This window comes from Vannielia sp. ABF1_015, assembly GCF_056160745.1.
In genome coordinates this window covers 1,516,503-1,534,443 of record NZ_JBSWXT010000001.1, presented here as the reverse complement: position 1 = coordinate 1,534,443, position 17,941 = coordinate 1,516,503, and the positions used below count along the sequence as shown (strand labels likewise).

Annotated in this window: 21 protein-coding genes; 9 read left to right on the top strand and 12 right to left on the bottom strand. The window is 65.8% G+C overall.

Annotated features, from left to right (window positions below; all coding sequences use genetic code 11):
* Window positions 1–170: 170 nt before the first annotated feature.
* From ACXAG6_RS07665 to ACXAG6_RS07650, 4 genes are read left to right on the top strand one after another with little or no spacing between them, the layout of a single operon-like run.
* Window positions 171–341: a hypothetical protein gene (locus ACXAG6_RS07665; protein ID WP_475336689.1), complete on the top strand. Its 171-nt coding sequence runs from the start codon at window positions 171–173 to the stop codon at window positions 339–341.
* Window positions 338–967: an urease accessory protein UreG gene (gene ureG, locus ACXAG6_RS07660; protein WP_475336688.1), complete on the top strand. Its 630-nt coding sequence runs from the start codon at window positions 338–340 to the stop codon at window positions 965–967. Before ACXAG6_RS07665 ends, ureG begins: the two co-directional genes overlap by 4 nt.
* Window positions 964–2,472 (top strand): malonate--CoA ligase, encoded by a 1,509-nt coding sequence (locus ACXAG6_RS07655; RefSeq protein WP_475336686.1) that lies wholly within the window; start codon window positions 964–966, stop codon window positions 2,470–2,472. Before ureG ends, ACXAG6_RS07655 begins: the two co-directional genes overlap by 4 nt.
* Window positions 2,469–2,951: a PaaI family thioesterase gene (locus ACXAG6_RS07650; protein WP_475336683.1), complete on the top strand. Its 483-nt coding sequence runs from the start codon at window positions 2,469–2,471 to the stop codon at window positions 2,949–2,951. Before ACXAG6_RS07655 ends, ACXAG6_RS07650 begins: the two co-directional genes overlap by 4 nt.
* Before the next feature lie 7 nt (window positions 2,952–2,958).
* On the opposite strand, the gene ACXAG6_RS07645 is transcribed toward ACXAG6_RS07650, so the two are convergent.
* Window positions 2,959–3,138, bottom strand: coding sequence for a zinc-finger domain-containing protein (locus ACXAG6_RS07645; protein ID WP_140013344.1), 180 nt, complete (start codon window positions 3,136–3,138; stop codon window positions 2,959–2,961).
* A 67-nt stretch (window positions 3,139–3,205) separates the two neighbouring features.
* Between ACXAG6_RS07645 and ACXAG6_RS07640 the strand changes: the two genes are divergently transcribed.
* Window positions 3,206–4,024, top strand: a complete 819-nt coding sequence (locus ACXAG6_RS07640; protein WP_475336681.1) for an ATP-grasp domain-containing protein — start codon at window positions 3,206–3,208, stop codon at window positions 4,022–4,024.
* A 75-nt stretch (window positions 4,025–4,099) separates the two neighbouring features.
* Here the strand turns inward: ACXAG6_RS07640 and ACXAG6_RS07635 are convergent, their stop codons facing one another.
* Both ACXAG6_RS07635 and ACXAG6_RS07630 read right to left on the bottom strand, forming a co-directional pair.
* Window positions 4,100–4,474: an HIT domain-containing protein gene (locus tag ACXAG6_RS07635; RefSeq protein ID WP_475336679.1), complete on the bottom strand. Its 375-nt coding sequence runs from the start codon at window positions 4,472–4,474 to the stop codon at window positions 4,100–4,102.
* A gap of 14 nt (window positions 4,475–4,488) precedes the next feature.
* Window positions 4,489–6,066, bottom strand: a complete 1,578-nt coding sequence (locus tag ACXAG6_RS07630) for a DUF5928 domain-containing protein (protein WP_475336676.1) — start codon at window positions 6,064–6,066, stop codon at window positions 4,489–4,491.
* A gap of 150 nt (window positions 6,067–6,216) precedes the next feature.
* On the opposite strand from ACXAG6_RS07630, the gene ACXAG6_RS07625 reads away from it, so the two are divergent.
* Window positions 6,217–7,035, top strand: a complete 819-nt coding sequence (locus ACXAG6_RS07625; protein ID WP_140013340.1) for a sulfotransferase family protein — start codon at window positions 6,217–6,219, stop codon at window positions 7,033–7,035.
* 324 nt (window positions 7,036–7,359) lie between these two features.
* Here the strand turns inward: ACXAG6_RS07625 and ACXAG6_RS07620 are convergent, their stop codons facing one another.
* Genes ACXAG6_RS07620 through nth form a run of 3 tightly spaced genes read right to left on the bottom strand, consistent with a single transcriptional unit; the run spans window position 7,360 to window position 9,394 of the window.
* Complete coding sequence (locus ACXAG6_RS07620; protein WP_475336674.1) at window positions 7,360–8,355, bottom strand: adenosine kinase; 996 nt, start codon at window positions 8,353–8,355, stop codon at window positions 7,360–7,362.
* A complete protein-coding gene (locus ACXAG6_RS07615) occupies window positions 8,352–8,750 on the bottom strand; it encodes a RidA family protein (RefSeq protein ID WP_254695430.1) in 399 nt (132 codons plus the stop codon). Before ACXAG6_RS07615 ends, ACXAG6_RS07620 begins: the two co-directional genes overlap by 4 nt.
* Complete coding sequence (gene nth / locus ACXAG6_RS07610; RefSeq protein ID WP_475336672.1) at window positions 8,747–9,394, bottom strand: endonuclease III; 648 nt, start codon at window positions 9,392–9,394, stop codon at window positions 8,747–8,749. Before nth ends, ACXAG6_RS07615 begins: the two co-directional genes overlap by 4 nt.
* A 94-nt stretch (window positions 9,395–9,488) precedes the next feature.
* Here nth and ACXAG6_RS07605 point away from each other — a divergent pair, with 94 nt between their 5' ends.
* The 3 genes from ACXAG6_RS07605 to ACXAG6_RS07595 all read left to right on the top strand — a co-directional run bounded on the left by ACXAG6_RS07605 (window position 9,489) and on the right by ACXAG6_RS07595 (window position 12,130).
* Window positions 9,489–10,355 (top strand): methylated-DNA--[protein]-cysteine S-methyltransferase, encoded by an 867-nt coding sequence (locus tag ACXAG6_RS07605; RefSeq protein ID WP_475336669.1) that lies wholly within the window; start codon window positions 9,489–9,491, stop codon window positions 10,353–10,355.
* A gap of 239 nt (window positions 10,356–10,594) precedes the next feature.
* Complete coding sequence (locus tag ACXAG6_RS07600; RefSeq protein WP_475336667.1) at window positions 10,595–11,230, top strand: YiaD family glycine zipper/OmpA-like lipoprotein; 636 nt, start codon at window positions 10,595–10,597, stop codon at window positions 11,228–11,230.
* 129 nt (window positions 11,231–11,359) lie between these two features.
* Window positions 11,360–12,130 carry a FadR/GntR family transcriptional regulator gene (locus tag ACXAG6_RS07595; RefSeq protein WP_475336665.1) on the top strand — a complete coding sequence of 257 codons (771 nt, stop codon included), beginning with the start codon at window positions 11,360–11,362 and terminating at the stop codon, window positions 12,128–12,130.
* Between the two features lie 57 nt (window positions 12,131–12,187).
* Here ACXAG6_RS07595 and ACXAG6_RS07590 read toward each other — a convergent pair whose 3' ends face one another.
* The 6 genes from ACXAG6_RS07590 to ACXAG6_RS07565 form a co-directional block, all read right to left on the bottom strand.
* Window positions 12,188–13,177, bottom strand: a complete 990-nt coding sequence (locus ACXAG6_RS07590; protein ID WP_475336662.1) for a P1 family peptidase — start codon at window positions 13,175–13,177, stop codon at window positions 12,188–12,190.
* 115 nt (window positions 13,178–13,292) lie between these two features.
* Window positions 13,293–13,718 (bottom strand): hypothetical protein, encoded by a 426-nt coding sequence (locus ACXAG6_RS07585; RefSeq protein WP_475336660.1) that lies wholly within the window; start codon window positions 13,716–13,718, stop codon window positions 13,293–13,295.
* Window positions 13,719–13,726: 8 nt separating this feature from the next.
* On the bottom strand, window positions 13,727–14,671 hold the full coding sequence (locus tag ACXAG6_RS07580; protein WP_475336658.1) for a hypothetical protein: 945 nt from the start codon (window positions 14,669–14,671) through the stop codon (window positions 13,727–13,729).
* Window positions 14,668–15,393, bottom strand: a complete 726-nt coding sequence (locus ACXAG6_RS07575; RefSeq protein WP_475336655.1) for a glucose 1-dehydrogenase — start codon at window positions 15,391–15,393, stop codon at window positions 14,668–14,670. The genes ACXAG6_RS07580 and ACXAG6_RS07575 overlap by 4 nt, the downstream gene beginning before the upstream one ends.
* A 280-nt stretch (window positions 15,394–15,673) precedes the next feature.
* Entirely contained in the window at window positions 15,674–16,420 is a 747-nt protein-coding gene (locus ACXAG6_RS07570; RefSeq protein WP_475336653.1) for an SDR family NAD(P)-dependent oxidoreductase, read from the bottom strand.
* Window positions 16,413–17,864: an aldehyde dehydrogenase family protein gene (locus ACXAG6_RS07565; protein ID WP_475336651.1), complete on the bottom strand. Its 1,452-nt coding sequence runs from the start codon at window positions 17,862–17,864 to the stop codon at window positions 16,413–16,415. Before ACXAG6_RS07565 ends, ACXAG6_RS07570 begins: the two co-directional genes overlap by 8 nt.
* Window positions 17,865–17,941: the final 77 nt, after the last annotated feature.

Genomic DNA, 17,941 nt, shown 5'->3' with positions numbered 1-17,941 from the left:
GCCTCTTCGGCTGCGCCTCATCGGCGGGGCATGTTGCGCCGTGATCGCCTCAAAGCCTGGCCGCACCTGGGCTGCGCCCGCGGGATTGAGTATTTGCAGCAAGAAAATGAGCATTGCTGTGCGTTTGGACAAGCTTGCGCGCCTTCAGAGGCCGTGGGAATGATGGGGCGATGACCCTGCTTGCGCTCCTTTTGTCCTTGGTGTTGACCGTGTTTGCGGCTCTGCATGTGCGACAGGCGCTTGGGGGCCGGATTGCCTGCGTGGTGGAGCGGATGGCGGGGCTGGTCTTTGCGGCGCTCGGCGCTGGATTTCTCATTCTGACCTATGGAGCTTTGACATGACCCGGATGAACGGACCTTTGCGGATTGGCATTGGTGGCCCTGTGGGGGCGGGCAAGACGACGCTGACGGGCGCGCTGGCCAAAGCGCTTGCGCCGCGCCATTCGGTTGGGGTCATTACCAACGATATTTACACCCGCGAGGATGCGGATGCGCTGGTGCGGGCGCAGATCCTGCCTGCGGATCGGATCATCGGGGTGGAAACGGGCGGGTGCCCGCATACGGCGATCCGTGAGGATGCCTCGATCAACCTTGCGGCCGTGGCGGAGATGCAAAAGCGGCACCCCGATTTGGAGGTGGTGCTGATCGAGAGCGGGGGCGACAACCTTTCGGCCACCTTCTCGCCGGAGCTCGCGGACCTGACGATTTACGTGATCGACGTGGCAGCGGGCGAGGAAATTCCGCGAAAGGGAGGGCCGGCGATTACCAAGTCGGACATTCTGGTGATCAACAAGACGGACCTTGCGCCCCATGTTGGCGCCTCGCTGGAGGTGATGGAGCGGGATGCGACGCGGATGCGGGCGGGGCGGCCGTTTTTCTTTTGCGCGATGCGCCATGGCGAGGGCGTGGAGGCGGTGATTGGCGAGATCCGGGCGCTGAGCGGGCTGGGCGAGGTGGCGGCGGAATGAACCCGCTTTATGACGCGCTGATTGCGCCCTGCGCTGGGCGCGAGGGCGGTTTTTTGCTGCGGGCGGATGGCTCGGTGCTGCTTGGGTATCGCGATTTTCATGCCGCCGTGGGGCGCTATGCCAATGCGTTGGTCAGCCTTGGGCTGGAGCCGGGTGACCGGGTGGCGATGCAGCTGGAGAAGAGCCCGGAGATGCTGGCGCTGGTGGGCGGCTGTATTGCCGCTGGGCTGGTGTTTTTGCCGCTGAACACGGGGTATCCGGTGGCGGAGCTTGAATATTTTGTCGAGAACTCGGGGGCGCGGCTGTTTTTGTGCGACCCAGGCAAGCGGGAGGCGCTGGGCGCGCTGGAGGCTTTTGCGAGGGTTGAGGCCCTCGGGCCGGGAGCGGCGGGGAGCTTTGCGGCGCTGGCGGCGGGAGCTTCTGCCGAGTTTGCGCCGGTGGCGCGGGGCGAGGATGACCTTGCGGCTTTCCTTTACACCTCGGGGACGACGGGGCGCTCGAAGGGGGCGATGATCAGCCACCGGAACCTGCTGAGCAATGCGCGGGTACTGGTGGAGGCCTGGAGATTTACCGGCGAGGACGTGCTGCTGCATGCCTTGCCGATCTTTCACACCCATGGGCTGTTTGTGGCGACCAATGTGGCGCTGCTGGCGGGTGCGCCGCTGATCTGGTTGGAGAAGTTTGACGTGGCGCAGGTGCTGGAGGCGCTGCCACGGGCGACGGCGATGATGGGGGTGCCGACGTTTTACACCCGGCTGCTGGAGGATGCGCGGTTTGGGCGCGAGTTGGCGGGGCATATGCGGCTGTTCATCTCCGGCTCTGCGCCGATGCTGGAGGAGACGCATCGGCAGTTTGAAGCGCGCACCGGGCAGCGGATCTTGGAGCGCTACGGGATGACCGAAACCAATATGCTGACTTCAAACCCCTATGAGGGCGAGCGGGTGGCGGGCACCGTGGGGAGGCCGCTGCCGGGCGTGGAGTTGAAGGTGTGCGACCCGGTGAGCGGCGACGCCTTGCCGGATGGCGAGGTGGGGATGATCGAGGTGCGCGGGGAGAATGTGTTTGGCGGTTATTGGCAGATGCCGGAGAAGACGGCTGCCGAGCTGCGCAAGGATGGGTTCTTTATCACCGGCGATTTGGGCGTGATGGATGAGCGTGGGTATCTGAGCATCGTCGGGCGCGGGAAAGACCTTATCATTTCGGGCGGTTACAACATCTACCCCAAGGAAGTGGAGGCTGTAATCGACGATGTGGCGGGCGTGCTGGAAAGCGCGGTTGTAGGCGCGCCGCACGCCGATTTTGGTGAGAGCCCGGTGGCGGTGATCGTGGCGGAGCCGGGGGCGTCAGTGGATTTGGACGTGGTGCAGGCGGCGCTGGGGGAGGCGCTGGCGCGGTTCAAGCATCCGCGGCACTTCGAGCTGGTGGAGGCGCTGCCGAGGAACACCATGGGCAAGGTGCAGAAGGCGGCGCTGCGGGAGAGGTACGCGGGGGTATTTGCGGGATGAGCAGGAAGATTGCGGCGAGGCCGGAAGAGCTGGCGAGCTTTGAGCAACTCACCTCGATGTCGGGGCTGGCCTTCATGCGGGGCATTCTCAGCGGGGAGATTGCGGGGCCGCCGATTTCGCAGGTGATGACCTATTGGCTTGATGAGGTGGAGGACGGGCGCGTGGTGTTTCGCGGTGCGCCGGAGTTTGCCCATGCTAACCCGATGGGCGGCACCCATGGCGGCTGGTATGGCACGCTGCTCGACAGCTGCATGGCCTGCGCGGTGATGACGAAGGTGCCGCAGGGCAGCTGGTATACGACGTTGGAATACAAGGTGAATATCACCCGCGCGATCCCGGTGGGCTGCGAGGTGCTGGCGATTGGCGAGACCCAGCATGTGGGGCGCTCGACCGGCGTTGCGCGGGGCGAGATCGTGGGTGTGGAGGACGGGCGGACTTATGCGACCGGGTCGACGACCTGCATGATCATGACGCGGTGAGGGGCCATCAGGAGGCCTTGGCGAAGCTCTCGTGGATGAACTTCTTGTCGCAGTAGCCGCATTCGACTTCGCCGGTTTCATGGCTGAGCGACAGCCAGACCCGGGGGTGGCCAAGCGCCCCTTCGCCGCCATCACAGGCGACGCGCCAGGCGGAGACCACTTCGGTTTCGGGGGCGTCGATCGGCATGTGTTGTCTCCTTGCGGGGGTCGCTGGGGCGGGCCAGAATTGGGGGCGAAAATAGCAGGATGGGGGTATGGCGCAAGTGGGCAACGGCATTGAAGATGCGCGGTGGCTTGTCGCGCCAACGGAGCGCGCGCGGCCCTTTCTGCGGCTGATGGCGGAGGCGGGCGCGGCGATGGGGGGCCGGGTGGTGGCAGAGCCGCTGCATGGGCGGTTCGGGTTTTTCATCGCGGCAAGCGGGCGGGCGCATCCGGTGCATGGGGCCGCCCTTGGGCTGAACAGCGATGCGGCGGCGCGGCTGGCGGGCGACAAGGATTATGCCGCAAAGGCGCTGGCCTACGCGGGCGTGCCGGTGCCCGAGCATGTGATTGTGTTGGCGGGCCGCGATGCGGCGCCGGGGCTGGCATGGGCGCGGGAGGAGAGCGGCTTTCCGCTTTGGGTGAAGCCGAATGACGGCCACGGCGGCGAAGGCGTGGTGCGGGTGGCGGATGCCGATGCGCTGAGCGAGGCGATGGTGCCGCTGCGTGTGGCGGACCGCCATGTGCTGCTTCAGGTGGATGTGCCGGGCCGGGAGTTTCGGGTGATGGTGCTGGAGGGGCGCGTGGTGCTGGCCTACGAGCGGGTCGGCCCCGACGGCGGGCCGGGCAACCTTTCAGCCGGGGCGGTGGTGCGCGAGGGCGGACCGGGGCCGGAGGCTGAGGCGCTGGCGGTGCGGGCGGTGGAAGCGCTTGGCCTGCGGTGGGGCGGCGTCGATGTGATTGTGGGAGAAGAAGCGGTGGTGCTGGAGGTCAACGCCGCGCCGGGGTTGGATGCCTATGCAGCGAGCGGGCCTGAGCAATGGGAGGCGGCGCGGCATGTGATTGGCGCCGCGCTGGAGGCTTTGGCGCGGTAGGCGGCGTTTGAAAATGGGGTTTGGAGGTGGGCAGATTGCCCACCCTACGGGCGATGGGGCGGGGTGCGCCCCGGATTAGGCGGGGTTGAGCATTCGGCCAAGGGGGCGGCCGCCGAGGACGTGGACGTGGAGGTGGGGCACCTCCTGAACGCCGTGGGATCCGGCGTTGGAGATGAAGCGGCAGCCCTCGGCGTGCGCCTCGACCCCTTCCATCTCGCAGACCTTGCCGACGGCGCGGGTGAAATCGACGATCTCGGCCTCGCTGGCCGCTTGCGCGAAGTGGTCGTAGCTCACGTAGGCGCCCTTTGGAATGACCAGAACATGAACCGGGGCTTGCGGATAGAGATCACGGAAGGCGAGGCTGTGCTCGGTTTCCAGCACTGTGTCGTTTGGGATCTCACCGCGCAGGATCTTGGCGAAGATGTTCTCGGGGTCGTAGCTGTAGCCCATGAGCCGGGGCCTCCTCAGTCGGTAAAGAGATGCGGCGTGGAGGCAATTTCCCACGCGGTGTCGATCGGGATGTCGAAAAAGCGGGCGAGCGGGGGCACGTTCTCTTCAACGCTGGCGCTTTCGCGGATGCGGTCGAGGTGCTCGAAGCCGGCGTCGCGGATGCGCTCTTTTTCAAAAACGATATCGTAGCGGATTGTCGGCAGCAGCCGCTCCAGCGTGTCTTGCGGTGTCTGGTCGCCTGCCAAACCGACGCGGCGGGCGTGGCCGAGCAGGTAATCGTCGGTGAAATCGCACTCGATATCGAGCATCTTGGTGACGGATTTGTCGGAGTGGAAATCCTGCATCAGGTCGATGTTGGAGGGATCGAGGCAGATCACCAGCCTGTCACTGTCGTGGTAGTCGAACAGCATCCGCATCAGCGCACGGCGGTGGCGTGTGCGCTTTTCCAGCGTGGTCTGGATCCCGCCGAGATCGGGCAGATCGGTGCCCTCTTCGTTGAACAGATATTCGATGACCGGAATGTTGGTGGTGGCCCGCACCCGCTCGCAGAGGCGCTTGGCGACGTGCCACTTTTTGCACAGGACGATCATCAGCTCGCGGCCACGGCCAAGGCTGGCCTCGGTCTCCCAGAAGCGGGGCGCAAAGCGGCGCCCAATCCGGCCCCGCCCGGAGAGGAAATGGAACAGCCGCCGCCCCTCGTTGGATATCTGAAACTCCTGCCCTTCGGAGGCGTAGAGCATGCCCAGCCGTTCCTTGAGCTCACTCGCCTCGGGGCTGATCTTGCGGGCGAAGAGAAAATCCTGGCTCAGCAGCAGGTCGTAATGGTCGTTATAGAAGGTGACCGGCATGCCGTAGTCGGTGAACATCAGGAAGGTCAGGGTGCGGCAGCGGATCTCGTTCTCGGGGACGAGGTGGCGCACGATGGTTTGGAAGAAGGTTTCATCCGGGATCCATGTGGAGCGGAAGAAGCGCATCACGTCGCGGCGCTGGCGGGTGAACTCCAGCACCCATTCCACCGTGCGGCGGCGCAGGCACCACCATTGCGAGCCGATCATCATCTGCAGATCGCCGGGTACATTGCGCGAAAGACCCATGGCGCGTTGCAGCTCAAGGCTTTTGTAGAACAGCCATTTGTTCTTTCGTTCGTTGAGGAAGTGGCGGTAGATCAGCCGCTCCTCCTTCATCCCCGTCTTGATCCAGTCGGAGTTGAAGTAATCGAAGCTCTCGATGTAGTCGGCGTCTTCCCGGTCGAGGAACTCATGGGCGTATTCAGCCGATTTAATGGCCTGGCAATCGCCCGAGAGCATGTAGAAATGGGTGGCACGTGGGAAGGCCTCGACCGCAGATTCCACGGTGTTCAACGTGGCCTGCACAAGGCTCCACTCGCCCCAGCCGCACTTGATCCGCTTGCGGGCGAAAGTGACGTTCGGGTTGTCCTTCAGGGCGTCGCGGATACGGTTGAAATGTTCGGGCTTGGAGCGGGCATCGAAGTGAATCGCCATGAAGTCGCCCACCGCCGTCAAGCTGCGGGCCTGCGCGATAACCGCGTCTGGATCCTTGTGACAGAGGAGGATGTAGGCGATTCTGGCCAATGTGGAAACTTTCTGCCCTGTTTTGAAACCACTGTTTAGGGTTAGTAGCGTAACCAAACATTGAAAAGACAGGGTTTCCTTGTAAATTTCCGCGACAATGATGCCGCAAGAGCAACTTGTGGCCGATTGCATTTCTGGAGGCAGTAAATCATGGGCTTTCCCGGCACGTGGATGACCGAGAGTGAGAGCGTTGTGTACCGCGTGGTGCCCAAGTGCGCCTGTTCGACGATCGGGCAGATCATGTTCTACTCAGATCACGGCAAGTTTTTTGACGGCGATATTCATGACAGCACAAGCGGGCTGCACAAATGGGCGCAGGAAGAGAGCCAGCCGCTGATCGAGGCAAATGTGACGGCGCATCAGAGCTACGCCTTCACCTGCGTGCGCAATCCCTACACGCGGATATTGAGCAGCTTCTTCGACAAGATCTGCGGCATCCAGCGCAACGGCAAGCGCTACCGGGGCAAGCTGGTGCCGATGCTGATCCAGAAATACGGGATCGAGGTTGGCTCGCCGGAAGACGAGTTTGACTTCGACCAGATCAAAAGTTTCCGCCGGTTTCTGCTGTTTGCGCGCGACACCATTCGCTGGCGTCGCCCGATGGACCCGGACATTCACTGGAGCGCGATGGCCGGGCACGTGAGCACCTTCATCGTGAACGGTGGCACCTATGACAACATCTTCTGGACCGAGAAGTTCAACGAGGGGATGCAATCGGTGCTCGACGAGATCGAGGTGCCGCATGAGGTGAATATCGAGGACATTCCCAGATTTAACGAGAGCGAAGGGCACGGGCCCAAGCGGGCGCATCCGGTGGAAGATTACTTCGACGACCTGTCGATGCATCTCGTTTACGAGATCTACAAGCGGGACTTTCACCTGTTCAAATACGATTTCGAGAACCCGGGCAACAAGATGCCCACCGGCGAGATCGACCTTGAGGAGGTGCATGCCAAGCTGGGCGACTGACCGATCCGCCGCGCGGGGATGCAGCCTCGCACGGGGGGCTGTCTGCCCCCCCGAACCCCCCGAGGAATATTTACAGGACAAATGAGGGGGCGGGTAAGGACTTGTTAACCAAGCTGGTGAAGACTGGGGCCACGGTACAGCCGGGGACGGCGATGACCGTGGACCGATGAGAGCCTTGCTCTGTCAGGGGCGGGTGCTGCCAAGTGCGGCGCCCGCCTTCTTCTTTTGGCATCTCATTGGTTCTGAAAATATCCTCGCCGAAGGCCTGTATCTCTTTTGGCCTGCCCTTCGTGCCGGGCGCTCACGGCGTGGGGGCGTTCTGCCTTAGAGCAGATCCGCGTCGTGGAAGACTTCGCGCAGCGGGCGCTTGGGGCGGGGGCCGATGTGGCGGATGACTTCTGCCGCCGCCGTCACGCCCATGCGGCCTGACATTTCCAGCGTTTGGCCTGTGGCGAGGCCATAGAGGAAGCCGGCGGCGAACTGGTCCCCTGCGCCGGTGGCATCCACCGGCGTGACCTTCTCGACCGGCACCTCGACGCGCTCGCCCTCGCGGATCAGGATCACCGGGTCGCCCGAGCGGGTGCAGACCACGACGGGGCAGATCATTGCCGCCTCATCGAGCGCGGTCTGGAGGCTTTCGGTCTGGTAGAACGATTTCCACTCGGCCTCGTTGCCGATGGTGTAATCCATGTCGTTTTCGATCAGTTCGCGGAAGCTGTCGCGGTGGCGATCCACACAGAACGGGTCTGACAGGGTGATGCCCGCCTTGCCGCCCGCGTGGTGGCAGGCATTGGCGGCGGCCATGAAGGCGCGTTTGCCCTTGTCCTTGTCGAAGAGGTAGCCCTCGAGGAAGAGGTAGCGGGTGTTCTTCATCACAGAGACGTCCACGTCATCCTCGCCGAACTCGGCGCCGCAGCCGAGGTAGGTGTTCATCGAGCGTTCGCCATCGGGGGAGACGAAGATCATCGAGCGGGAGGTGGGGGGCTGGGAGGCGTCATCGACTGGCGGATTGGGGAAGGTGGTGCCTTCGAGCTCCATGTTCTCGGCGTAGAAGCGGCCCAGCGCGTCATCCTTCACCCGGCCGACGAAGGCGGTGGCCAGCCCCAGCGTGCCCAGCCCCGCCAGCGTGTTGGCCACCGAGCCGCCCGGGGTTTGCACCCGGTCGGTCATTGCGGCGTAGAGCACCTCGGCCCGCTTGCGCTCCACCAGCTGCATGATTCCCTTCTCGATGCCCATGTTATCCAGAAAGCTGTCATCGCCATGCGAGATCACATCGACGATCGCGTTACCGATGCCGACGACGTCATATTGAGTGGTCATTCAGGTGTCTCCGTGATGATGGCGTCTATTTCGGTTTCCACCAGCCAGTCGGGTTCCACGAAGGCGGAAACCTCGACAACGGTGAGGACGGGGCGGATGGCGGAGAAGATCTCGCCATGCACTTCGGCGGCCTCCCTCCAGCGGCTGATGTCGGTGAGCATGAGGCGGCAGCGGGTGACGTGCTCTGGCCCCGCGCCCGCCTCGGCCAGCGCCTTCAGGCTGATCTCGAAGCAGCGGCGGGTCTGCGCGGCCACGTCGCCGACCCCGTGGGTGCCGCCGCCCTCGGCTATGGGCGCGGTGCCCGCGACCGACACATGGTTGCCCACCCGCACGGCACGGGAGAAGCCCATGATCGGCTCAAGGTAGGAGCCGGAAGAGACAAGGGTGCGACTCACAGGGTCTTCTCCTCGTAAAGGCAGATGTCACGGATGAGGCAGGTGCCGCAGAGCGGTTTGCGGGCCTTGCAGGTGTAGCGCCCGTGCAGGATGAGCCAGTGGTGGGCGTGTTGCTGGTACTCGGCGGGGATCCGGTCTTCGATCGCGCGTTCGACGGCTTCGACGTCCCTGCCGGGGGCGATGCCGGTGCGGTTGCCGACGCGGAAGATGTGGGTATCGACCGCCTGCGCCGGGTGTTTGAACCACATGTTGAGCACCACGTTGGCGGTTTTGCGGCCCACGCCGGGGAGCGAGACAAGCGCCTCGCGAGAACTGGGCACCTCGCCGCCGTAGTCATCCACGAGGATCTGGCTCAGCTTCATCACGTTCTTCGCCTTCTGGCGGAAGAGGCCGATGGTTTTGATGTGCTCGGTGAGGCCGTCGAGCCCGAGGTCGAGCATCTTTTGCGGCGTGTCGGCCACCTCGAAGAGTGCGCGGGTGGCCTTGTTGACGCCCACGTCGGTGGCTTGGGCCGAGAGCGCCACGGCAACGACCAGCGTGTAGGCGTTGGTGTGCTCCAGCTCGCCTTTGGGCTCGGCCTCTTGCGCGGCGAAGCGGGCGAAGACCTCGGAGATCTGGTGGTATGTCATGACGGGCGCAGGCATCGCCTTCCTATGCCCTGCCCGGCCCGCTCCCGCAAGTTCCGGGTCGCCCTGTGCGGCGATGCGGCTTAGCTGTAGGCTTGAAGGAGATGCGGCGATGAATGCACCCGTGAGAGAGATGGAAGAGAGCTACCACTACCAGGTGATGCGCCGGGCGCTCGATGTGATCGACGGGGCCGAGGGCAATTTGACGCTTGAGGCGCTTGCGGGGGAGATGCGCATGAGCCAAGCGCATTTTCAGCGGTTGTTCAGCCAGTGGGTTGGGGTGAGCCCGAAGCGGTATCAGCAATATCTGACCCTTGGCCACGCCAAGGCGCTGCTGCGCGAGCGGTTTACCACGTTGGAAGCGGCCGATGAGGTGGGGCTGAGTGGCTCAGGGCGGCTGCATGACCTCTTCCTGCGTTGGGAGGCGATGAGCCCGGGCGAGTATGCCAAGGGCGGTGCGGGGCTGGAAATTCGCTGGGGATGGTTTGAAAGCCCTTTCGGCCCGGCGTTGGTGATGGGGACCAAAAAGGGGATTTGCGGCATTGCGCTGGCCGCCGAGATGGGGCCGGAGGCGGCGATGGACGACCTGCGGGGGCGCTGGCCGGGGGCTGTCTTTACGGAAGATCCGATGGCATTGCGGCCTTGGGTGCAGAGCGCCTTTGGGGCTGAGGGCCGGGTGGAGGAGACGCCGCTGTTTTTGATCGGCGCGCCGTTTCAGATCAAGGTCTGGGAGGCGCTGATGCAGGTGCCGACGGGCCATGTGACGACCTATTCGGAGATCGCCAAGGCGGTGGGTAACCCGCGTGCCGTAAGGGCCGTGGGCACGGCGGTGGGGCGCAATCCGGTGAGCTTTTTGATCCCCTGCCACCGGGCGATGCGCAAATCGGGCGGATTGGGCGGCTATCATTGGGGGCTGCCGGTGAAGCGGACGATGCTGGCGTGGGAAGCTGCGCGGCGCGAGGGGTTGGCGGCTAGCTGAGCGGGGCGGCGCGGAGGTGCCTGCGCCGGGGCGTATCACCCCCTGACTCACGTCATGTGACATCGAGGTGCGTGGCTGAAACATTGCCGCCCCGTCTCTGGCAGGTTTCCGCTCACAGGCGGCAGATCACGTAAAATCCAGTTGGCTATGTCACGTTTTAACGGAACGAAGCGCTCAAGAGGGCGTTAAGGCCTCAATGTCCATGGGGACCACTCGATAAAACAAGGACTGTAGCAGACATGATCCGCAATTCACTGATGATTTCCGCCGCCACCGTGACCCTTCTTGCAGGGTGCGAAGGCGTTGGCCCGAAAACCCAGAACGGGGCCCTTGCCGGCGCTGCCGTGGGCGCGCTGGCTGGCGTGGCACTGGGCGATGACGAAGAGAGCCGCCGCCGCGGTGCCGTGCTTGGCGCGGCCGTGGGTGCAGGCGTGGGCGGTGCCATTGGCGCGCAGCTCGACAAGCAGGCCCGCGAGCTGGACCAGAACCTCGACGGACGGATCGACGTGGTGAACACCGGCGACCGGCTGATTGTGACCATGCCGCAGGACATCCTTTTCGCCACTGACAGCACCGCGCTCTCTGCCGTGCTTCAAGATGACCTTTACACGCTGGCCCGTTCGCTGAACGACTATCCGAACACCACCGTGCAGGTGATCGGCCATACCGACAGCACCGGCGCTGCCTCTTACAACCAAGACCTCTCGGAGCGCCGTGCGCTGGCCGTTCGGGGCGTGCTGCTGAATGGTGGCGTCTCCTCCGGGCGTGTTCAGGCGATCGGGCGTGGCGAGAGCCAGCCGGTTGCAACAAACCAGACCGTATCTGGCCGCGCCGCGAACCGCCGGGTTGAGATCATCATCATCCCGAACAGCTGACGCATTTCGGATCGGGGCCTGTCCCTGCCCCGTTCCGTCTTCGCTCCCGCCGCCCCTATGGCGGGGGCACCTTGCCCCCTCCCCCCGGAACGTGGTCAAATCAACTGACCAATTCCGGGGGGCTTTTTCATGCCGTTCCAACCTGTCGCTGCCGCCCGCCTGAGCGAGGCCGTGGTGGAGCAGATCGAGCTGTTGATCCTGCGCGGCGTGCTGCGCCCGGGAGAGCGGCTGCCTGCAGAACGTGACCTTGCCGAGCGCATGGGCGTGTCGCGGCCCTCGCTGCGCGAGGCCTTGGGCAGCCTGCAGGAAAAAGGGTTGCTGGAGGCGCGGGCGGGCGCGGGTGTGTTTGTGGCCGAGGAGTTGCGCTCTGTCTTTCCGCCGGCGCTGGTGCGGCTGTTTGCCGGGCACCGGGAGGCGGTGGTGGACTACATCGGCTTTCGTCGCGATCTGGAGGGGCAGGCTGCCGAGCGGGCGGCGGTGCATGGGACCGAGGCGGACCATGCGGTGATTGCCCGCGCGCTGGAGGCGATGGAGGCGGCCCACGGGCGACGCTCCAGCGCCGAGGAAGAGGCAGAGCTGGATGCGGGCTTTCACATGGCGATTTTGGAGGCGGCGCATAACGTGGTGCTGTTGCACATGATGCGGGCGATGTTCGGGCTGCTGCGGGAGGGCGTTTTCTACAACCGGCAGATCATGTTTCGGAACCAGCCAACGCGCAGCCGCTTGCTGGAGCAGCATCGCTCGATTGCCGCAGCGATCCTTGGACGCGACCCGGCGGCGGCACGGGCGGCTGTGGAAGCGCATCTGGACTTTGTGGAGCAGGCGCTGGCCGAGCAGGTGAAGGCCGAGGGCCATGAGGCTGTGGCCCAGCAGCGGTTGGAGAAGATGGGCGGCGCGTAGCGGCCTGCAGCTATGGTGAGATGATACGGTGATGCGCTGGTGGGCAGATTGCCCACCCTACGCGAAGGCCTCCCGCCATGTGGGCAGCGTATCTCCCTTGGCGGGTGTGGCGGCATAGACGCCCCGGGCGATGGCGCGTGCAAGGCAGGTGGCGGCGGCGTGGCCGATGCGCAGACTGTCCCAATCCGGGTCTGTCAGGGCCTTGCGGCCGGTGGCTGCACCGAAGACGAGATCGCCATCAAACGGGGTGTGCGAGGGCACGAGGGCGCGGGCCATGCCATCATGAGCGGCCACGGCCATGCGCTGACATTGCGCGGAATCGAGCGCCGCATCGGTGGCGACGATGGCGATGGTGGTGGCCTCGCCTGCCAGTTTTTCCAGCGAGGGCTCAAAGCCCGGGTCTGTTGTTTCGGGGCCGCCGAGACCGCCGAACTCGCCCGCCATCTCCCAGGCCCCGGCCCAGAAGCGGGGGCCGCGGCCCTCTACCGCCGAGCCAACCGCGTTGACCCCGACGACCGCGCCCACGGTGATGCCGCTCTCCAGCACCAGCGAGGCAGAGCCGAGCCCGCCTTTCAGCGTGGCCGTGGTCGCCCCGGTGCCGCAGCCCACGGAGCCGAGTTTGAAGGTGGTGCCTGCCGCGTCGAGTGCCATGCGGCCGAGGGACTTGTAGGGATTGTCCTTCCAGCCCTTGTCGCCGCCGTTGAGCAGATCGAAGAGGATCGCGCCGGGCACGATGGGCACCACCGCCTCGCCCACCTGATAACCCTTCCCTTGTGCGCGCAACCCGTCGGCCACGCCCGAGGCGGCATCGAGCCCGAAGGCGGAGCCGCCGGAGAGCACCAGCGCATCGACCTTTTGCACCAGCTTGTCGGGGGCGAGCAGATCTGTTTCCCGGGTGCCGGGCGCGCCGCCCATGACGTGGACGGCAGCGGTGAAAGGATCATCCCCCACCAGCGCGGTGACGCCGGATTTGACCTGTGCGTTGGTGGCATTGCCGACGCGCAGCCCGGCGACATCGGTGATGAGATTGCGTGGACCCGGTTTCATCGTTACCCCTTCGTTCCCTTGCGGGATGTTCAAGCGGGTTTGCAGGCGCGGCGCAAGGGGGCGCGGCCCTTCGTTGTGCTGCACGGCGATGCGAGAGGGGGATGGGGCGGCGCGATCAGGCGGGGATGTCGAAGGCGCCATGGTAGCTGAGGCGGGGGGTATCGGTGAGGCGGAAAGGGTAGCCGCCCATCGCCCGCTCGTCGATCACCACCACGGTGTCGGCCCCGGCGGTGATGTGGCGCACGTCGAGCAGGGTTTCGTCGGAAAAGATCTGCTCCAGCAGAGGCTCCAGCCCGGCGCCGTGGCCCATTTGCACATAAGCCGGGTCGATGAAGGCTTCGGGGAGGTCAACGGTGAGCGGCGCGGGCGCGTCGGCCACGGGGCCCTCCATCGGGGCCATGACGTAGCTCATCGCCTCTGGCTCGTTGCCGAAGGTGCCGGAAAACAGGTGCACGCGGCGGCGGCCTGCCAGCGGCGGGGCCGGGCGGCGCGCCTCGCGGCGGGGGGCGAGGCCGAAGAGACGAAGAAGGAAACGGCGCATGGGCCACCCTAGCCGCCCGCCTGGGCGGCGGGCAAGCAGCGCGACGCCAGCGGCAGGCCCAGCAGGAAGAGCGCGAAATAGCTTGCGGTGAGCAGTTGCGGAAAGAGCCACCCTTCCGCGTCTGGCCCGAGGGTGCCGATCCAACCCAGCAACAGCAGGCACAGCGCGATCGCCACGGCAACACCGCCGCTGGCCCCGCGCGCCCAAAGGGGCTGGGCGCGGTGCCGGTCGAGCCAGGGCAGAGCGACCCAGACCAGCAGGGACAGGCCGAGGGCGGCGAGCCCTGTCAGCTTGCCCGGCAGAGCGCGGAGGACGCCATAGAACGGCAGCAGCCATGGGTCTGGAAGGATGTGGGCCGGTGTGGAGAGCGGGGACGCAGGCAGATGCGTGGGCGCGGTCGATTGCATGATGTCGTCCACGGAGGCGAAAGGGTTTGGCGCGGCGGCAGGGGCTGGTGGGAAGAGGACCGGCAGGACTATGGCGGCGAGGGCCAGCCCGAGCCAGAGCACGCCGGCTGCGACTGCGAGGCGCCCACCAGAGGGGTGCCTGCGCCAGACGTGGGTGAGGTGCCAGATCAGCGCCGCAAGCAGGGCGAGCGGCCAGAGCAGCGGCAGGCTGGCGAACAGGGCAGCACCGGCCCCAGGGGCGGCAGCGAGAGCGAAGCGCAATTGGCCAAGAGGCACGACGTAGCCGAGGAAGGACAGCGCAACGCCGAGGACGGCGAGCGCCGAGAGGCAGACCCAAGTGCCGCGCCATGGCTGCCCATGCAGGCCAAGCAGCGCCCCCATCAGCAGGAGGAGGAAGAGCAGCGGCTGGAGCATTTCGGTAAAGTGGCGCAAAAGGAGGCTCGGCGGCGCGCCAAAGCCCAGCGTGCAGAGCCATGCCACCAGCAGCGCGGTGAGGGCCGCCGCCATTCCGTGCACCGCCGCCCACCAGACCGGAGGCAGGCTCATATGCAGCGCCCGCCATCCACCTCCAGCGTGGCGCCGGTGATCATGCCTGCCTCGTCAGAGCAGAGGAAGCAGGCGGCGTTGCCGAGGTCTTCGGCGGTGGAGAAGCGCCCGAGGGGGATGGTGGAGAGGAACTTGGTGCGCATCTCGGGGGTATCCTCGCCCATGAAGCTGGCCAGCAGGGGCGTTTCGCCCGCCACCGGGCAGAGCGCGTTTACCCGCACGCCCTCGGGCGCAAGCTCCACCGCCATGGCCTTGGTAGCCGTGACGACCCAGCCCTTGGAAGCGTTGTACCAGTTAAGGCGCGGGCGGGGCGAGAGGCCGGCGGTGGAGGCGATGTTGAGCACCGCCCCGGCCCCCCTGCCCTTCATCGCGGCGATGACGGTGCGGGCGGAGTAGTAGATCGACTTCATGTTGACGGCAGCGACCTTGTCGAAGTCGTCCTCGGAAACCTCCTCCATCGGCGCGGGAAGGTGGGTGACACCGGCGTTGTTCACCAGAATGTCGGCGGGATGGCTCGTGGCGAGAGCCTCCCAATCGGCGAGCAGGGTGACATCCATTGCGAGGGCCTTGCCGCCGATTTCATCGGCCACGGCCATGGCCGCCTCGGCGTTGATGTCGGTGACGAGCACCTCGGCCCCCTCGGCGGCGAACTTGCGGGCAATGCCCGCGCCGAAGCCAGAGCCGCCGCCGGTGACGATGGCACGTTTGCCCGTGAGTCTCATGGTTCGTCCTCCCTGTTGGTGGCGGGATCAGAGGGCATGTGGGGGCGGGGTGCAAGGGGGGGCACGGTGGCGCGGGGGGCTGGTGTGGGAGGGGGGGCGCTTCCCCCACACCCCCGGAGATATTTGCAGCAAGAAAATGAACAGGGGGGAGCGCGTTAACCTTAATGCGGGGTTAAGGACCGGACATTTGGGTCGGTAGGGCGGTGGCGGGATCAGGGACCGGGGTGAGTCCGGACCGTGGGCGTTCAGGGTTGAAGGCGCCGGGCGGCTGCGCCGGGTTTCAGAACGTTGCCCGGCCGCCCGACTGGTCGAAGCAGGCGCCGGTGGTGAAGCTGGCTTCGGGCGAGGCGAGCCAGCAGATCATGGCGGCGATCTCGTTGGGGGTGCCGAAGCGGTTCATCGGGATTTTGCTTTTCATGTAGGCGATGAACTCGGGGGTCATCTGGTCAAAGATAGGGGACTCGACCGCTGCCGGGGCGATGCAGTTGACGGTGACGGCTGTGTCGGCCAGCTCCTTGCCGAGCGACTTGGTGAGGCCGATGACGGCGGCCTTGGTGGCGCTGTAGGCGGGGGCGTTGGGGTTGCCCTCCTTGCCCGCGACGGAGGCCATGTTGACGATGCGGCCATAGCCTGCGGATTTCATCAGGGGCGCGGCGACACGGCAGCAGTAGTAGACGCCGTGGAAGTTGAGGTTGGTCACCGCGTGCCAATCGTCCAGCGGATACTCCCACGTCGGCACGTTGGGGCCGGTTATGCCTGCGGAGCAGACAAGGATATCGAGCCCACCCATCGCCGCGGCGGCGGATTTCATCGCGGCTTCGACGCCTTGGGGGTTGGTCACATCGACAAGGGCCGGGGTGAGGCCTTCGGCCTCGGCGGCGGCGAGGGCGGCTTCGTTCACGTCCCAGACCGTCACCGTGGCCCCTTCGGCCTGCATCCGCAGCGCGGCGGCAAGGCCGATGCCGGAGGCGCCGCCGGTGATGATGGCTTTGCGGTTTGCGAAGCGGTTCGGGAAGATGTCAGCCATGTTTTGCCGCCACCGTCTTGAGTTGTGAAAATCCGTAGAGCGCCTCGAAGCCCTTTTCGCGCCCGTGGCCGGAGCGGCCTACCCCGCCGAAGGGCAGCTCGACGCCGCCCCCTGCCCCGTAGTTGTTGATAAAGACCTGACCGGCCTTCAGCCGCTTGGCCATGCGCATTTGCCGCGCGCCATTCTCGGACCAGATGGAGGCCACCAGCCCGTAGCCAGTGCCGTTGGCGATGGCGACGGCCTGCTCTTCGCCCTCGAAGGGGATCATCACCTGCACGGGGCCGAAGATCTCTTCCTGCGCGAGGATGTGGGCCGGGTCGGTGGTGGCGTAGAGGCGGGGGGCGATGTAGTGGCCCGCCGCCGGGGCGCTTTGGGAGACATGGCCTTCGGCGAGAAGTTGCAGGCCCTCGTCACGGGAGAGGTAGCCTTGCACGATCTGCTTTTGGCGGGCGGAGATGAGCGGGCCGAGGTCCGCGTCTTCCAGCGCGGGGGCGGTGGCGAGCTTGGTGTAGGCCTCGGACATGCGGGCCATCGCCTCTTCCCAGAGCGGGCGTTCGACGAGGATGCGAGAGGAGGCGGAACAGGTTTGCCCCGCGTTCTGGATCCCGGCGGAGAGCAGGAAGGGCATGGCGGCGTCGAGATCGGCGTCGGCGAAGACGATCTGGGGGCTCTTGCCGCCGAGTTCGAGGGTGACGGGGGTGATGTTATGGGCCGCCGCCTGCTGGATGAGCGTGCCGACGCCCGCCGAGCCGGTGAAGCTGAGGTGGCGGACGCCCGGATTGCGGGAGAGCGCGGCGCCCGCCTCCTCGCCTGTGCCGGGGACGACATTGAGCGCGCCGGGGGGCAGGCCCGCCTCATCCGCGAGGCGTGCGAAAGCGAGGGCCGTCAGACAGGCCTCTTCCGCCGGTTTCAGCACGCAGGCGTTGCCCATGGCGAGCGCCGCGCCGACCGAGCGGCCGATGATCTGCATCGGGTAGTTCCACGGGATGATATGTCCGGTCACCCCATGCGGTTCGCGCAGGGTGTAGACGGTGTAGCCGTCGAGGTAGGGCAGCGTTTGGCCCGCGATCTTGTCTGCCGCGCCGCCGTAGAACTCCATGTAGCGGGCCAGCGCGCGGGCGTCGGCGCGGGCCTGGGTGAGGGGTTTGCCGACGTCGCGGGCCTCCAGCATGGCAAGGGCTTCGGCGCGCTCCTCGATCAGGCGGGAGAGGCGCAGGAGGATGCGGCCCCGCTCGGCGGCAGTGAGGCCGCCCCATTCACCATCCAGCGCGGTTTGGGCGGCGGCGACAGCGTCGGAGACCTCGGCTGCGCCGCAGCGGGCGATGGCACCGATTTCGGCACCGGTGGAGGGATCTTCGATGGGGAGCGTGGCGGGGGCGTCGTGCCACTGGCCCGCGATGAGGTATTCGCTGGGGTCGAACCAGCCTGCGGTGATGTCTGTCATGATGGGCTCCTCCGGTTGGGAGGTTAGGTTGGTGGGGCCGGGTTGGGAAGGGGGATGGTATACCATTTTGGCGGTGT

Bases quoted from the DNA above. Each gene is read 5' to 3' on its own strand.
- ACXAG6_RS07665 (WP_475336689.1), top strand. From the start codon at position 171: ATGACCCTGCTTGCGCTCCTTTTGTCCTTGGTGTTGACCGTGTTTGCG.
- ureG (WP_475336688.1), top strand. From the start codon at position 338: ATGACCCGGATGAACGGACCTTTGCGGATTGGCATTGGTGGCCCTGTG.
- ACXAG6_RS07655 (WP_475336686.1), top strand. From the start codon at position 964: ATGAACCCGCTTTATGACGCGCTGATTGCGCCCTGCGCTGGGCGCGAG.
- ACXAG6_RS07650 (WP_475336683.1), top strand. From the start codon at position 2,469: ATGAGCAGGAAGATTGCGGCGAGGCCGGAAGAGCTGGCGAGCTTTGAG.
- ACXAG6_RS07645 (WP_140013344.1), bottom strand. From the start codon at position 3,138: ATGCCGATCGACGCCCCCGAAACCGAAGTGGTCTCCGCCTGGCGCGTC.
- ACXAG6_RS07640 (WP_475336681.1), top strand. From the start codon at position 3,206: ATGGCGCAAGTGGGCAACGGCATTGAAGATGCGCGGTGGCTTGTCGCG.
- ACXAG6_RS07635 (WP_475336679.1), bottom strand. From the start codon at position 4,474: ATGGGCTACAGCTACGACCCCGAGAACATCTTCGCCAAGATCCTGCGC.
- ACXAG6_RS07625 (WP_140013340.1), top strand. From the start codon at position 6,217: ATGGGCTTTCCCGGCACGTGGATGACCGAGAGTGAGAGCGTTGTGTAC.
- ACXAG6_RS07620 (WP_475336674.1), bottom strand. From the start codon at position 8,355: ATGACCACTCAATATGACGTCGTCGGCATCGGTAACGCGATCGTCGAT.
- nth (WP_475336672.1), bottom strand. From the start codon at position 9,394: ATGCCTGCGCCCGTCATGACATACCACCAGATCTCCGAGGTCTTCGCC.
- ACXAG6_RS07605 (WP_475336669.1), top strand. From the start codon at position 9,489: ATGAATGCACCCGTGAGAGAGATGGAAGAGAGCTACCACTACCAGGTG.
- ACXAG6_RS07600 (WP_475336667.1), top strand. From the start codon at position 10,595: ATGATCCGCAATTCACTGATGATTTCCGCCGCCACCGTGACCCTTCTT.
- ACXAG6_RS07595 (WP_475336665.1), top strand. From the start codon at position 11,360: ATGCCGTTCCAACCTGTCGCTGCCGCCCGCCTGAGCGAGGCCGTGGTG.
- ACXAG6_RS07590 (WP_475336662.1), bottom strand. From the start codon at position 13,177: ATGAAACCGGGTCCACGCAATCTCATCACCGATGTCGCCGGGCTGCGC.
- ACXAG6_RS07585 (WP_475336660.1), bottom strand. From the start codon at position 13,718: ATGCGCCGTTTCCTTCTTCGTCTCTTCGGCCTCGCCCCCCGCCGCGAG.
- ACXAG6_RS07580 (WP_475336658.1), bottom strand. From the start codon at position 14,671: ATGAGCCTGCCTCCGGTCTGGTGGGCGGCGGTGCACGGAATGGCGGCG.
- ACXAG6_RS07575 (WP_475336655.1), bottom strand. From the start codon at position 15,393: ATGAGACTCACGGGCAAACGTGCCATCGTCACCGGCGGCGGCTCTGGC.
- ACXAG6_RS07570 (WP_475336653.1), bottom strand. From the start codon at position 16,420: ATGGCTGACATCTTCCCGAACCGCTTCGCAAACCGCAAAGCCATCATC.
- ACXAG6_RS07565 (WP_475336651.1), bottom strand. From the start codon at position 17,864: ATGACAGACATCACCGCAGGCTGGTTCGACCCCAGCGAATACCTCATC.